This is a genomic window from Dehalobacter sp. DCA, from assembly GCF_000305775.1.
In the GTDB taxonomy this organism is placed as follows: domain Bacteria; phylum Bacillota; class Desulfitobacteriia; order Desulfitobacteriales; family Syntrophobotulaceae; genus Dehalobacter; species Dehalobacter alkaniphilus.
Genome location: NC_018866.1, coordinates 2,753,042 through 2,767,709, shown reverse-complemented (window position 1 = coordinate 2,767,709; position 14,668 = coordinate 2,753,042). Strand labels below are relative to the sequence as shown.

Annotated in this window: 12 protein-coding genes; 10 read left to right on the top strand and 2 right to left on the bottom strand. The window is 45.1% G+C overall.

Going from position 1 to position 14,668, the window contains the following annotated elements; genetic code table 11:
• Positions 1–21 precede the first annotated feature (21 nt).
• The gene (locus tag DHBDCA_RS13290) at positions 22–1,431 is read left to right on the top strand and encodes an IS4 family transposase (RefSeq protein ID WP_015044741.1); all 1,410 of its coding nucleotides are present in this window, start codon (positions 22–24) and stop codon (positions 1,429–1,431) included.
• 479 nt (positions 1,432–1,910) lie between these two features.
• Here the strand turns inward: DHBDCA_RS13290 and DHBDCA_RS13285 are convergent, their stop codons facing one another.
• On the bottom strand, positions 1,911–3,047 hold the full coding sequence (locus DHBDCA_RS13285) for an MGDG synthase family glycosyltransferase (RefSeq protein ID WP_015044740.1): 1,137 nt from the start codon (positions 3,045–3,047) through the stop codon (positions 1,911–1,913).
• A 195-nt stretch (positions 3,048–3,242) separates the two neighbouring features.
• Positions 3,243–3,692 carry an Hsp20/alpha crystallin family protein gene (locus DHBDCA_RS13280; RefSeq protein ID WP_015044739.1) on the bottom strand — a complete coding sequence of 150 codons (450 nt, stop codon included), beginning with the start codon at positions 3,690–3,692 and terminating at the stop codon, positions 3,243–3,245.
• A gap of 376 nt (positions 3,693–4,068) precedes the next feature.
• Between DHBDCA_RS13280 and clpP the strand changes: the two genes are divergently transcribed.
• From clpP to DHBDCA_RS13235, 9 genes are all read left to right on the top strand, one after another.
• Positions 4,069–4,698, top strand: a complete 630-nt coding sequence (gene clpP / locus DHBDCA_RS13275; RefSeq protein WP_015044738.1) for an ATP-dependent Clp endopeptidase proteolytic subunit ClpP — start codon at positions 4,069–4,071, stop codon at positions 4,696–4,698.
• Positions 4,699–4,988: 290 nt separating this feature from the next.
• Positions 4,989–5,945: a UTP--glucose-1-phosphate uridylyltransferase GalU gene (galU, locus tag DHBDCA_RS13270; RefSeq protein WP_015044737.1), complete on the top strand. Its 957-nt coding sequence runs from the start codon at positions 4,989–4,991 to the stop codon at positions 5,943–5,945.
• Between the two features lie 153 nt (positions 5,946–6,098).
• Positions 6,099–6,878 (top strand): hypothetical protein, encoded by a 780-nt coding sequence (locus DHBDCA_RS13265; protein ID WP_015044736.1) that lies wholly within the window; start codon positions 6,099–6,101, stop codon positions 6,876–6,878.
• 211 nt (positions 6,879–7,089) lie between these two features.
• Positions 7,090–7,368: an autorepressor SdpR family transcription factor gene (locus tag DHBDCA_RS13260; RefSeq protein WP_015044735.1), complete on the top strand. Its 279-nt coding sequence runs from the start codon at positions 7,090–7,092 to the stop codon at positions 7,366–7,368.
• 17 nt (positions 7,369–7,385) lie between these two features.
• Positions 7,386–8,054 carry an SdpI family protein gene (locus tag DHBDCA_RS13255; RefSeq protein WP_015044734.1) on the top strand — a complete coding sequence of 223 codons (669 nt, stop codon included), beginning with the start codon at positions 7,386–7,388 and terminating at the stop codon, positions 8,052–8,054.
• Between the two features lie 109 nt (positions 8,055–8,163).
• Positions 8,164–8,838 (top strand): hypothetical protein, encoded by a 675-nt coding sequence (locus tag DHBDCA_RS13250; RefSeq protein WP_015044733.1) that lies wholly within the window; start codon positions 8,164–8,166, stop codon positions 8,836–8,838.
• A 95-nt stretch (positions 8,839–8,933) separates the two neighbouring features.
• On the top strand, positions 8,934–10,562 hold the full coding sequence (locus DHBDCA_RS13245) for a cell wall-binding repeat-containing protein (RefSeq protein ID WP_041225824.1): 1,629 nt from the start codon (positions 8,934–8,936) through the stop codon (positions 10,560–10,562).
• A 447-nt stretch (positions 10,563–11,009) separates the two neighbouring features.
• Complete coding sequence (locus DHBDCA_RS13240) at positions 11,010–12,659, top strand: cell wall-binding repeat-containing protein (RefSeq protein ID WP_015044729.1); 1,650 nt, start codon at positions 11,010–11,012, stop codon at positions 12,657–12,659.
• A gap of 119 nt (positions 12,660–12,778) precedes the next feature.
• Positions 12,779–14,632 carry a polysaccharide biosynthesis protein gene (locus DHBDCA_RS13235; protein WP_015044728.1) on the top strand — a complete coding sequence of 618 codons (1,854 nt, stop codon included), beginning with the start codon at positions 12,779–12,781 and terminating at the stop codon, positions 14,630–14,632.
• Positions 14,633–14,668 lie beyond the last annotated feature (36 nt).

Below are 14,668 nucleotides of genomic sequence, written 5' to 3'. Positions count from 1 at the left end.
AACCAAAAATGAGGTGTTATCATGCGGAAACCTGTCAAAGAAATTGAAAACGTACTCCAAAATCACGGCTATTCGATTAACAATATTATATGTGAAGTTATGAAGACGTTCAAGCTTAAAACGCTTTGCCGCAAAGTTGGTTTTCTGAAACAGGATGGTTACAGTTCCGCGGAAATCCTCTCACTAATGTTGATGTTGCCCCTAATGTTACTGAAAAGTGTCCACGCGTTATATAAAAGCGATTTCCAAAAGGTTACTACTATGAAGAAAGATTCCATATATCGACTGAAGAACAATGAAAAAATGCCTTGGAGAGCATTGCTGATCGGTATATCCAAACAGTTTCAACGATTGGTTAATCCTACGAACGAAGTGGATGAAAAGTCCGCTTTCATTCTAGATGATACAACTCTTGCTAAGACAGGTCGAAGAATTGAACAAATGACCCAGGTGTTTGACCATGTTGCAGGGAAGAAAGGTAGCAAATTAGGCTTTAAAAATTTAACCCTTGGTTTCTTCGATGGTAAAAGCCTCACGCCTATAGACTTCACTTTACAAGTGGAAAAGCCCTTAAAAAAGGCAAGGCACCGTAAAGAACGGTTCAAAAAGCAACGAGACCCCAAATCTGCTGGGGCTAAACGGATCAGAGAATGCCATGTTAGCAAAATTTCGAACGGTCTGGATATGATAAAACGGGCGGTAAAACAGGGGTTTAAGGCTAAATATGTCCTGGTTGACAGCTGGTTCAGCAGTTACGAGTTCATTCAAACGATTCGAGGATTAGACAAAAAATCGATGCATTTGGTCTGTGGTGTTCGGCAAGATACGAGGAAGTATCGCTACAAAGAGACTTCCCTTAATGCCAGCCAATTAAAATCGGTCCTCAAAAGTGAGGGAAACGAAAAACGCTGTAGGAAACGGAATATCCGTTATTTCGAAGTCCTTGTTGATTATGAAGGAATCGGACAAATCAAACTGTATTTTTGCCGGTTTCCCTATCAAAAGAAATTTAGACTGTTCCTCTCGACGGATATATCTCTTAGTTTATTGAGTATGTTGGAGATTTACAGTATCCGTTGGACCATCGAAGTCTTTTTTAAGGAAGCCAAGCAGCATTTGAAGCTCGGGACTTGTCAATCGAGGGATTTCGATGCGCAGATTGCCCATATCACGACCTGCTATCTCCTCTATACACTCCTAGCCTATTTTCGACGAGTAAACGCCTACGAATCCTTAGAAGGATTATTTGCGGAAATCAAGGACGAACTCATAGAGAAGAATGTAGCGGAGCGGCTCTGGGAATTATTTGATGATTTGCTGCAAGTGGTGATCACCAGCATCGCCAAGTCTGGTTTAGTGGACATTTTGGAATTTAGGAATTCCAGTGAATATGAACATTTGAAAGAACTATTTGTAGAATTCTTTTCTTAGTAATCAGCTTATAGCCCTTAAAAATGCCAGTTAATCGGTAATAATCAGAAGGAACCACTGGCATTAGGATACCTTTAAATTAGAGATACAAGGGTTTTGAGGGGTGCGAAACTTCAGATTCCGCTTTCCGGCAGGAATTAGATAGAGATTTTAAAGAAATACGCGGAAAAATACAGGACAATCTTCAAAAATAAATGATTACATAAGACCAGAGACTAGGCTAATGCAATGTACATCCGGCGACAAGCGGAGCACGGATTGCGCAGCGCGGCAGTTTGCGCCATGGAGGGCGCAACTGCCGAAAGCGGTTGTACATTGCATAGCCCTACCTTTTTTGGTTTCTTGTCTTTTATTAAACTATTATTTATTAGATTCGGGATAAATAATATGGCATAACTGGCTTTCTTTAATATTAAGAAGGCGGTGTCGCCAACTACTTTAGTAGTATTGCGCACCGCCTTGCTTTTTGCTTAGAAAAATTAACTTTGATGTGCTCTCTGATATTCTTTGACTTGAGGGCTTTCATACAGCAGCTGATCAGCCAACCCTACGATACTGCCTGGAGAAAGCTGTCGGGCCAAGTCCGAAGCATTCTTACGCATTTCTTCAAGTAAACCGGGATTTAGACAGAAACTGTCGATCAGGGGATTAAGTTCGGAGATCCTTGATGTTCTGACAGCAACACCTGCTTTAACTAGAATCTCAGTATTTTCTTCTTCCTGTCCCGGAATAAAAAATGGAATAATGATGGGAATATTTTTATTGATCGCTTCTGAAACAGTCAGACCGCCGGGTTTTGTAATAATCACATCGGACTGGTCCATCAGGTCATAGATGTTCGATGTGAAACCGTAAATGACGACATCTTTGTCGTTAAAGGTACCTGCATACTTTTTCGCAAGATCAGTCCAAAGCTTGCGATTGCTTCCGCATACGACCAGGATGCGAAGATGATGCCGGTTCTCCATAAGCGTTTTCAGGCATTTTCTGATATAGGGGATGCCCATGCTCCCACCCATGATCAGCAGTGTAAATACGTCATTATTTCTGATAAGGCGGGGCTGGCGAAATTCTTCCCGTACCGGAATACCGAAAATGTGTATTTTGTTTTCAGGAACACCTTTTTCCGTAAGCGTATCTTTGGTGTAAGGTGAACCAACAATGTAGGCATCAACAAAACTATTCACATAAAACTGATGGGCCATATAATCTGTAACCAGCGAAATAAAAGGCAGATTTAAGCGTCCGGATGCTTTTAAATAGGAAACAACACCGACATGAAGAGGATGGGTGGTAATAAGCAGGTCGGGCTTGTACTCCTGAATCAGCTGTTCGATGACACTATCCATGGCCCTGTTTAAAATTCTTTTGACATTTTTATTTAAGAACTCGTTATAGGTAATCTTATATAGTTTACCGTACATTTTCGGTAATCTTGTTGCGAGTATATGATAACCGTCATCGATAAGGGCTTCCATGATCCAGCTTTCCTCTTTTTTTAAGGGTTCTACAATCCGGACGGAATAGCCTGAAGCTTCAAGCTCCTTTTTCAGACAGTCTGCGGCCTGATTGTGTCCGTGTCCTGTAGACGCAGAGAAAATCATTACTTTAGGCACGAATATTCTCCCTTCAAATAAAAGCATAAGATGTGAAAGTTATCCTTATACATTATAACAGTTTATTGTCGATAACCAACAAAAATTTATTTATTATTTTTTGGCAAATAGGAATAACCACACAAGCAATCTTCTGGCAGGAAGACATACTTAAACGACCTTATGATAGTCTATGGGCCACAGTTTCGCGATCTACTAATGCTGAAACTCAATCTGCACAGACTTTTTCTCCCTGCTGTCTGTCTTGGGCAGGAATACATTCAAAACACCGTTTTTATAAATTGCCCTGACATTATCAATGGAAACGGCCGCCGGAAGAGAGACGGAGCGGCGGAATAGACCGGTATACCTTTCTTTTTTGTGTAGGCGATCTTCCTGAATCACGTGCTGTTCGCGGTTTAAAGTGCCGCTGATGGTTATCATGTTGTTTTCAATCTGAATGCTTACATCTTCTCTTCTTTGCAGTCCTGGCAGATCGCAGGAAACAATGATCTCTTCGTCGGTTTCATAGACGTCGGTAAATGGAACGGCCAAGCGCGGAGCGAACTCGTCTTCGAAAAGATCAAACGGCAGACTATAAAGCCTATTGATTTCACGGCGCAATTGATCTGCATTCCGCATTGGACGGAACGGTAAAAGATTCATACTTTTCAAGCCTCCAGTACATTTATGGGATTGATAAATTGACGCTGGAATTGTGGCCCCCAGACCTCATTTAGGGTAATCAAGCTTGTATGAATGATTTGAGCAGGGAATTTGAGAACGTCGTACTAGGATTATTTTAACCGGAAAGATGATATGTATTCTGTTCGGATGTTTAGACAAACGCACGATTGGTAATTAATCAAAATAACTATGAAAAAAATCATCATAAGAAAAAAATTATTATTAAGAAAGAAATCAATGATAGAACATAAACAAAGAAATGACCAAAATTTGCCCAAATTATTTGACCTTTATTGACCTTTGTAATAAAATAGAGACATATCAAAATTAACAATCAATGATGGAGGGAATAAATATGAGTTATCTTATCCCGATGGTAGTTGAACAAACGAATCGCGGTGAACGTTCTTACGACATCTATTCTAGGCTCCTCAAAGACCGTATTATTTTCCTGGGTGGAGCAATCGATGATAACGTTGCCAATGTTGTCGTTGCGCAATTGCTTTTCCTCGAGGCGGAAGATCCTGAAAAGGACGTTTTTATCTATATCAACAGTCCCGGAGGGTCCATTACTGCCGGGATGGCCATCTACGACACGATGCAGTACATCAGGCCTGACGTACAGACCATTTGTATTGGAATGGCTGCCAGTATGGGTGCCTTCCTGCTTGCCGCCGGCACGAAAGGTAAGCGTGCTGCCCTGCCGAATGCTGAGATCCTGATTCACCAGCCGTTAATTGCCGGGGGAGGTTTATCGGGGCAGGCTACAGAAATTGAAATTCACGCCAAACAGTTGCTGAAAACGAAAAACAAAATGAACAGGATTCTTGCCGAAAGAACCGGCCAGCCTTTGGACAAAGTCGAGCAGGATACGGACCGTGACTACTATATGTCCGCTGAAGAAGCTAAAGAATACGGGATTGTTGACCGGGTACAGGAAAATGCAGCATTGCCCGAGCAAAAGAAGAAAAACCCGCTAAAATAGAATCTCTTAAAAAGTTTTAATTTTCATAAAAAACCCTGAAGAAAATCCTGGATATCGAAAACGCCTCATTTGAGTAGTCATTTGAGGCGTTTGACGTCCACGGATGGACTAATGCCGCGGTTCCATGGAGGGAAAGGAGCGGCAAGTCCACGGATGGACTAATGCCGCGGTTCCATGGAGGCAAAGGAGCGGCCATTAAGAAAAAAACATAAAAGTAAGATAAATTCGGCATACTAAACTCGGATTGTTCAAAAACAACCAAAGCAACAACAAAAAAAGGAGGAAAAATCTTGCAGAAAATTCGTAAAGCAGTCATACCCGCGGCTGGATTGGGTACAAGATTTCTTCCTGCGACCAAAGCTCAACCCAAAGAAATGCTGCCAATCGTAGACAAACCGACCATTCAGTACATCATTGAAGAAGCGGTTCAATCCGGTATTGAAGATGTCATTATTGTCACAGGAAGAAACAAAAGAGCCATTGAGGATCATTTTGACCGTTCTGTAGAACTTGAACTATTTCTAAAAAACGGAGAAAAGTCCGAATTGCTCGATATGGTCAAACATATTGCTGAGATGGTCGATATCCATTATGTCCGCCAAAAAGAAGCTCTGGGGCTTGGTCATGCCGTATACAGTGCCAGAAGATTTATTGGCAATGAGCCGTTTGCCGTTCTTTTGGGAGACGATGTGATCTATTCGGATGAGCCTTGTCTGAAACAAATGATTAGGTACTACGAGCTGTATAACAGCAATCTGATTGGCGTACAGGAAGTACTGCCGGCAGAAGTGTCCAAATACGGGATTATTGATGGCAGCAGAATATCTCCGAGACTGTACAAGGCGGAAGCCATGTTTGAAAAGCCGGCCCCGGAGGAAGCGCCTGATATTCCGCTTGCGATCATGGGCCGGTATATTCTTAATCCGGAAATTTTTGATATCCTCGCGGAATTGCCTCCGGGAAGAAATGGAGAAATTCAGCTAACGGATGCAATTGCGCAGTTGAGCAAGGTTCAGGATGTGTATGCCTACAATTTTGAAGGGAAAAGATATGATGTCGGGGACAAACTTGGTTTTGTCAGAGCAACCATTGAATTTGCGTTAAGACATGAAGAAATTGGCGAAAGCCTGATGGATTATCTGACCGATATCGTCAGCCGGTATCAGAAAGAAGGTCAGGAGCTTCGCCTGCTTTCAGCAGGCAATAATTTGGACAAACTTTATGATATTAAGAAGAATTACAGTTAACCGGGTAAGTAAATGGATGCTGCCCGGAAAAAACGGCGGAAAATAAAGTACTTTCACAGAAAATAGGTTGTTTACTATCCTCAATGTGACAAGCTTTTCTCTTTGCTATTGGTAATATTATACAGAAAATACCTATAGTAAGGAGGAAAAAGGATGAATTTCAGCCGCAAAAGCATCCTAACTCTTGCAGGGGCTGTTGTTCTGGCGGGGGTAATCATTATTGGCGGAATTTATGGGCCCACTGCCTGGAAAGTATTCCGTGGCCAGGTAGTTGGACCAGAGGACCAAGTGGTTATCCAGACGCCGCCGGTCAATTATGCCGGTGGAGAGACGGATGCTGATCAGACCACTGCTCAGGGTGAAGACAGTACGGTTTCAGCCAATACCGGGGGAACACCGGCTGCAGAAAGTACTACAGGAGATACCGTTACAGCACCCAATCAGGCTGACGGCACAGACAATTCTGCCAGCAGCACGAATGAAGTCAAAAAGTACAGGGAACCGGATCTGAGTCTTTTGAATATTGCGCCTTCGCTTGAGGAGTATTTTGGCGAGGGAGCGCTAAGCGATGCATCCAGGACTCTTGCCTTCGGAGCCGCCTGGAACATCCACCAGTACACGGATGGTTATCTGTACGGTGTCACAGCAGGGCCTCAGATGAACGAACAGGATATTAAGAAGTACATTGTTTTCCATAAGACCTTATGGGAAAAGCAAATGGAAAATGAGGTCAATTCCAGTCAGGCGTCAACCTTTGATGTGTATCTCAGAAATCTTCTGAACAGAGGGATCGATGCCTTTGACAGTAAGGACAAAGTAAGAATTGAACAATTCCATCTCGAGATTCATGATTTGGACGCGCATCTGCTGCGGGATGATATGAGTTCCAAGGTTTACGGGGCAACTCCTTTTGCCACGAAACGTTCTGAATAGCATTCCTAATGCATTGATAGGTGCCTGAAACAACATTTGAAGAGCTTCTAAAAAAGTTATCCTGTCTCAAACCTCCATGAGATTAGGATAACTTTTTTGATCTTTAAACGTTGACAATTCTAACAAATCATGTACAATAATAAATACTTAGATAATTGTCTAAATATCTAAATATCTAAATATCTATTAAAATTAAGGAAGTGGATCACAAATGTCGCCGTATAATGATACGTTTAAAGCTTTGGCTGATCCGACCCGAAGAGAAATGATCCGCTTTTTGAAAGAACGAAATATGACGGCAGGGGAAATTGCAGATCAATTCAAGATCTCCAAACCAAGCATCTCCCATCATTTAAATATTTTGAAGCAGGCCGGGCTGGTTACAGATGAAAGAAAAGGGCAGACCATCGTCTATGCATTGGATACCTCTGTGTTTGAAGAAGTCATGCGGATGATGTTTGATTTGTTTTCCAGAAAAGATGAATCATAAGAAAGGGTGCTGGTGCAATGTCGGAGAATAAAGAATTATGGATGCGCAGAATGCTTATTTTTGGCAGTCTGATGGTTCTCATAAGTTTGGCGGTTAGCTTGGTCGTTTATCCCCGTCTCCCGGATAAAGTTCCGGTGCACTGGAATGCAGCCGGAGAAATCGACGGCTGGGGCAGTGCTTTTCAGGGAGCTTTCCTGTTTCCGCTGATGATGGCAGCTATGCTGATCCTGCTCGTTTTCCTTCCGAAAGTGGATCCTAAGAAAAAGAACTATAGCCGGATGAGCAAACCGTATACCATCATTGTGCTTGTCATAATGCTGTTTTTTATGTTGATTCATTTTGGCTCGCTGGGCACGGCGCTCGGGTATTTTAACAGCTTTCCTTCCTTCATTCAATTGGGAGTCGGTGCCTTGTTTGTAATTATTGGGAACTATATGGGCAAACTAAAGCATAATTACTTTGCCGGAATCAAGACGCCATGGACGCTGGCCAATGAGCAAGTCTGGTACAAAACGCACCGGATGGCAGGACCGCTCTGGGTCATTGGCGGACTGATCTTTATGGCGGCAAGCTTCCTGCCTTCCCAGTTTCTGACCGTCACAGTGATGATTGTCATTGCAGTCCTGCTTATCGTTCCAATTGGATATTCTTATTGGATCTTTAAGAGATTGGATAAGGAAGAATAGGTCCACAGTCCTGTAATAAAAACAGGCTGAAGTATGTTTAAAATCCCCGCAGAACGGATAGAATGGAAATAGTTACCATTCTATCCGTTATTGAGGGGATTGTGATTTTATGCGTAAAAAATTTTGGTTGATTACAGTACTGGTATTTGTTCTGGGGGTGTGCCTCGGCGCAGGAGGACACTTTTTATGGTCAACGACATTGAACCCGGAAGTAAATTCTCCGGCTGAAAAGGACAACGCAGCCAAAGTAGGCACCGTTCAGAGCGGTGATGCTGTTCAGAATGTTCTTCCGGACCTGTTTGCCGAAGGAAATAGCATTGTTGATGGTATAGCTGATGGTACAAATGACGGTACAAATAACAGTACTGACGAAAGTACAAGTGCCTTGACTGAGGCAGAACAGGAAGCAATTATTGCACAGTATAAGCAGGGGCTGGGAATGCTTTTTGATGCCTGGAAAGCCAAAGATATGACTGCGTTCAGAACTGCGATCGCCAATGCTTACACTGGAGACTTGATGGAAAAGCATATCCAGAAGGCAGAAGAGTTTATTTCCAGAGGAATCGGACTGGATGTCAGCAACATCATTTTTGATGACGTGCAAATCGAATCTGCCGACAAATTCTCAGCAACAGTCAATGCCGTTTACTGTTACACTGCCAGAGATTATGACTTGGACGAGCAGTACCCGTTGGGGGAAGAGCAGGAACATCAGGTCCATGTCAGGGCAAACTTGATTAAAATTGGTCAAAACTGGCTGATTACGGGCGAAACGGCAATATAGCAGGCGGAGTATTGCAGGATTTAACTGAACGATGGCGAATTCTAGGAGATAAAAAAATTTTGTCTCCAAAAAGATTAAGACAGGGAGAGAAACAGATGTTCAAAAGAAAGCCAAGGGCGCTTGCGGTTCTGTTGATCGTATTGTTGGTTTTGCCGGTCTATAGTTCCGGTGCATCTGGGGCAGAGATTCAGACGTACCAAAATCCTGCCCTGGAAGTCATTGCCCAGAAGCTTGAAACGATTTCCAGAAGCAAGGGAATTCCGAGCGTACTGCTAAAAACAATTGCCTATTGTGAATCGGGTTGGAGACAGTTCGATCAAAATGGTGAAGTGGTAACCGGCAGCACCGACGGAACTTCGAATCCTGCCCTCGGAATCATGCAGATTACAAGTTATGATTCCGGAGATACCGAAGAAGTTAATAAGCTTAAATATGATATCGACTATAATATTTCCCGCGGCGCGGATCTGCTGAATCAAAAATGGCAGATAGTGCCGAAGATTGGTGATGGGGACCGCAACAAGCTGGAAAACTGGTATTTTGCGCTTTGGGCCTATCATGGCTGGTTAGCGTACAACAACCCGAATAATGCTGCTGCCAGAGGCGAGGTAGCTTATCAGGACGCGATCATTCGCAAAGCCGCGACAGCATATTTTCCGGGTTTGGTCGCGCCTGTCCAAATTACGCCGGTTCCCGCCGAACTTTTGCCGCTTGGCACGCGGCCGAGCAGCAGTCAGATCTGGAATACGCCTGAACCGTATACCCTGGGAGACTTAACTTCCAGCACAGTTGGCACAACTACCCGAATCTCAGGTCAGAACAGGATAGACACGGTCAATCAAATTGCCTTGAACGGATGGCCGAGTGGTGCCCAGACCGTCATTCTTACCCGTTCAGATGCATTTCCTGATGCTCTGGCCGGCGTGCCTCTGGCTAAAAAATATAACGCACCGATTTTGCTTACGAGCCCGGATCAACTTGATCAAGGTGTCATTGAGGTGTTGAATACCTTAAAGCCGGCAAAAGTGATTATTCTGGGTGGAGAGAAGGCTGTCAGCAAATCAGTTGAGACTAGACTCAAGGCCGTTTTGACCTGGACCTCTGATGTTTCCCGGATTGCCGGGGCGGACCGTTATCAGACAGCGGTACTGATTGCCGCTGATTTCCCCAAAGATGCCAGCGTGGCTATTGCTACGGGTCTGGATTTCCCGGATGCGTTAAGCCTGGCCACAGCTGCAGCTGCGAACGAAATGCCTCTGCTGCTGACTTCAACCCGGAGCCTGCCTGAGGTTACCAGACAGGACTTAAGCAAACGTTCACCGGGAAAGATCTATATTGGCGGCGGGGAAAAGGTCATTACCGCTGAAGTAGTGACAGCCCTGACGCAGACAACCGGATTGTCTGCGGGGAATATTGTGCGTTTTGCCGGGAGCAACCGTTATGAGACTTCGGTGATGATTGCGGAAGCGTTCTTTCCCAGTACGCAGGAGATTTATATGGTTACCGGACTCGATTTTGCAGATCCTCTCGCCGCTGGCGCCCTGGCCGCAACGAAGAATGCCTGTCTATTGTTGATTTCTCCGCAGGGATTCACGACAAACGGGCCAACAGAAAATTATCTAAAAAAGATGGCTTCTTCTACAAATGTTAAAGTGATCGGCCCGGAAGCTTCCATTTCGGAATATACGGTTACCCGCGTAAAATATTTACTTAGACAGATGTGATTCAATCCATAAATCAATGATAGATTAGTCAAGAATCTGTTAATAATCAGTCCATAACCAGTCAATTTGATGAGAAGGGTTTGCAAGCAAGATCATTCATTAAATGGAATAATATTGACCTTTTCCGGCAAGCAGCACTTCTTGTCGGAATTTTGTTTATGAGCGTTTATGCGGCTTTCAGCGATTTGGAAAAATTTTGGGGAAGGAAAATTTGTCTCTAAGACGAATTTATTTACTCTAAACTTCTTTCAAGTTTTGTGACGGCTACGAAGATGGCATACGATGTGCCTGGTGTCGAATGCGTCAGGATGATAAAGCATTTGACTGGTCTAATGCCGCGATGTCCATGGATAGACTAGTGCAGCGTTGCCACGGACGGCAAAGAGCTGCCGGTGCCATGGATGGTAAGGAGCGGCGGTTTCTGTGTTTCTGATTAGGAGGTAATTAATGCGTTCGAAAAAATATATCCGGTTATTCCTGACCGTGCTTTTCAGCATTTTGCTGCTGATTCCGGCCAGGCCGCTGCCTGTTCAGGCAGCAAACCAGAATCCTACTCCCGAGGAGATATCCCAGATCTTTGACCAGGTGGCCCTGGAGGAGAAAGTTCCTGCGGAGATCCTCAAAGCGATTGCGTTCAAAGAATCAGGCTGGCGTCAATGGAATAGTTCGGGCAATGTTGTGACGGGGGGCTCAGGCAGCAGGCCTTACCTCGGCATTATGCAGATTGGGGTATATGATCCTTCCGATTCAGAGACGATTAACCACCTGAAAACGGATATTGCCTATAATATTGCCTATGGGGCTGAAGTCCTCAAATCCAAGTGGAATATGACACCGACGATCGGAGACGGAGACCCCGGAAAACTGGAAAACTGGTATTTTGCGATTTGGGCCTACAACAGCTGGTCTACCGTCAATAATCCGAATACTGCGGCTGCTTCAGGCAGAGTAGCCTACCAGGATAAAATCCTAAAACTGATTGCCACCGATTATTATGAGAGTCTGACTGATCCTGTTAGTATCACACCGGTGCCGAAGTCGCTGCTGCCGGCGGGGACACTGCCATCAAAGAATTCTGTCTGGAAGACGCCCGAACCGATTCACTATGCTGGTTACACTCTGGGCCTTCCCATGATTTCCAGAAGTCAAAACAATTTGCTGCTCTCAACTGTGAAAAGAATTTCCGGCATGGACCGGATCGACACAGCTGTAAAAATTGCTTATGAAGGGTGGCCTTACGGTTGTGAGACGGTCGTAATCGCGAGATCCGATGCTTTCGCAGACGCCTTGGCCGGTGTATCCCTGGCGAAACAGAATCATGCGCCAATTCTTCTTACTTCAAGGGACCAGCTTGACCAGCGGGTGGAAAACGCTTTAACGGTTCTGAAACCACTGAAAGTGATTATTCTTGGCGGTGAAACTGCGTTGTCATCTGGGGTGGAGAACAGACTGAAGGAAGTTGTTTCCTGGACAGAAGATTTTGAGCGGATAGCGGGTCAGGACAGATATGAGACCGCAGCGCTCATTGCGTCCCATTTTCCTGAAGGCAGCGGAGTTGCTGTTGCGACCGGATCAAACTTCCCGGATGCTTTAGGTATTGCTTCAGCTGCCGCGGCCAAAGGATATCCGCTGCTGCTGACGGCAAAAGACAGCCTGCCACAGGCAACCGCAGAACTTCTACAGACCCTGAAACCGTCTGAATTATATATTGCCGGCGGGGAGGGTGCGGTATCTGCCGGGGTCGCCGGCAGCATCACCGGCATCGCAGGTCTCTCCGCAGATAAAGTCCGGCGTTTTGCCGGTAATAACCGCTACAATACTTCGCTTACAGTCGTGCAGTCCCTGTATCCCGATGCCCAAAAAATCTATCTGGCAACCGGGGAGGGTTTCCCGGATGCTTTAGCGGGAGCAGCGCTTGCTGCGAATATGGATACGCCGCTGTTGCTGATTCCGACGGAAGGGCCTGCAGCCGGTTCCGATACCGAGAAATATTTTCAGAGTATCTCTCCGGACGTGGAACTGGTGGTTTTCGGAGGTAAATCCGTCATCAGTGACAATGCGATTATCCGGATCAAATACCAGATGGTTAAAATATAGCATGAGGGGGGACAAGGAGACGGATCTTTGTCCCCCTTTGAATTGTAAAATGAGGAAAACTGTAGTAAACTGATAAACGGTGAAAACGAATTACGTCCTGAAAGGTCGGAACCGATAACGTGGCACATCCCAAACGCACCCTATTTTTCATGCTTACCGATGCTATACTGATTAATCTTGCCCTTTTTTTAAGCTTCTACCTGCGCCTTTCCGAAGAGGCTGATTTGCAGGTGGAGTTTGTTAAATATTTGGGTACTTATTTGAATGCCGCGATCGTATCAACTTTTGTGCTCATCGTGGTGTTTCACTTCTTTGGGTTGTATAAAAATATTTGGCGATATGCCAGTGTCAGAGAGCTTCTTTCTATTGTCTACGCTGTAACCGTCGGTGCGGCGCTTACAGTCATGGTGGTCTATTTTATTTCCCCGCTCAGACTTCCGCATTCGGTCAGCGTTTACTTCTGGCTGATGTTGATTGTTTTGATCGGCGGACTGCGGTTCAGTCAGAGGATGCGCCAGGAGAATGCTATTTTTGCTGTATCCAACAGATCACAGCGAAAAGTGCTCATTATCGGAGCCGGTGACGCGGGCGTTCTTGCTTTACGGGAACTCAAGAAAAGAGATTTTCAAGAAGGTGTACCCGTCGGTTTTATTGACGACAGCAAAAGCAAAATTAATCTTCATGTTCAAGGATTTCCGGTGTTGGGTTCCCGTGACGACATCCGGCGGATTGTTGAGGACTATGCTGTTGACGAGATTATCATCGCGATCCCTTCTGCCGATGGAGAGACTGTCAGGGAGATCGTGGAAATATGCAAGGAGACCCGGGCGGTCTTAAAGATTATGCCCGGCGTATACGACATCCTGAGCGGCAAGATTACGGTGAGTTCTTTAAGGGAAGTACAGGTCGAAGACCTGCTGGGACGTGAACAGGTATCGGTGGATCTGGAAGAGGTGGCAGGCTACCTGAAAAACCAGGTTGTCCTGGTGACCGGTGCCGGAGGCTCCATCGGATCGGAACTTTGCAGGCAGATTGTCAAGTTTTTCCCCTCTAAGCTTATTCTGGCTGGTCACGGAGAAAACTGTATTTTTGATATTGAACAGGAACTGAAGAATTCCCCGATAGTGACGGAGATTTTTGATATTAAGGACGCCGGTAAGGTTAACCTTGTTTTTGAAAAGTACAAGCCTTACGTGGTTTTCCATGCAGCCGCGCACAAGCATGTGCCGCTGATGGAGGTAAATCCTGAGGAAGCATTGAAAAATAATGTTATGGGCACGAGCAATCTGGCTGCAGCGGCCGACAAAAACGGAGTCAGGACGTTTGTACTGATCTCCACGGATAAGGCGGTCAACCCTACCAGTATCATGGGTGCATCTAAAAGGATGGCCGAGATGGTCATCCAGGACTATGACAAGAGATCTGAGACCAAGTTTGTCGCCGTTCGCTTCGGCAATGTTCTCGGAAGCCGCGGAAGCGTCATCCCGACATTTAAAAAGCAGATTATGGCGGGGGGACCGGTAACGGTAACGGATCCTAGGATGACCCGTTACTTTATGACTATCCCCGAAGCAAGCCAACTGGTCATTCAGGCCGGCGCGATGGCCTCAGGCGGAGAAATTTTTATTCTTGATATGGGCAAGCCTGTGAAGATCGTTGATCTGGCCAAGGACCTTATCCGTTTATCAGGTTTTGAACCGGGTAAAGATATTCAGATTGAGTTTACCGGCGTGAGACCGGGTGAGAAACTTTTTGAAGAAATTCTGACTTCGGAAGAAGGAACGACAGCAACGAAACATAAACGTATTTTCGTAGCAAGGCCCAACCATATTGATCATGAGGCGATTGAAGGACTGGTGCAGAAAATACGCGAACGTGGCAGCTATATGGACAGGGAGGAAATCAACACTTCCATCAGGACGCTTCTTCCTGACTTTGGGAAGACCATTAATACTCAGGCAGCGCAGTCCTGACCATCATGAACGCTTGCACCACAGATATAAGGAGGA

Bases quoted from the DNA above. Each gene is read 5' to 3' on its own strand.
- DHBDCA_RS13290 (WP_015044741.1), top strand. From the start codon at position 22: ATGCGGAAACCTGTCAAAGAAATTGAAAACGTACTCCAAAATCACGGC.
- DHBDCA_RS13280 (WP_015044739.1), bottom strand. From the start codon at position 3,692: ATGAATCTTTTACCGTTCCGTCCAATGCGGAATGCAGATCAATTGCGC.
- clpP (WP_015044738.1), top strand. From the start codon at position 4,069: ATGAGTTATCTTATCCCGATGGTAGTTGAACAAACGAATCGCGGTGAA.
- DHBDCA_RS13265 (WP_015044736.1), top strand. From the start codon at position 6,099: ATGAATTTCAGCCGCAAAAGCATCCTAACTCTTGCAGGGGCTGTTGTT.
- DHBDCA_RS13260 (WP_015044735.1), top strand. From the start codon at position 7,090: ATGTCGCCGTATAATGATACGTTTAAAGCTTTGGCTGATCCGACCCGA.
- DHBDCA_RS13255 (WP_015044734.1), top strand. From the start codon at position 7,386: ATGTCGGAGAATAAAGAATTATGGATGCGCAGAATGCTTATTTTTGGC.
- DHBDCA_RS13250 (WP_015044733.1), top strand. From the start codon at position 8,164: ATGCGTAAAAAATTTTGGTTGATTACAGTACTGGTATTTGTTCTGGGG.
- DHBDCA_RS13245 (WP_041225824.1), top strand. From the start codon at position 8,934: ATGTTCAAAAGAAAGCCAAGGGCGCTTGCGGTTCTGTTGATCGTATTG.
- DHBDCA_RS13240 (WP_015044729.1), top strand. From the start codon at position 11,010: ATGCGTTCGAAAAAATATATCCGGTTATTCCTGACCGTGCTTTTCAGC.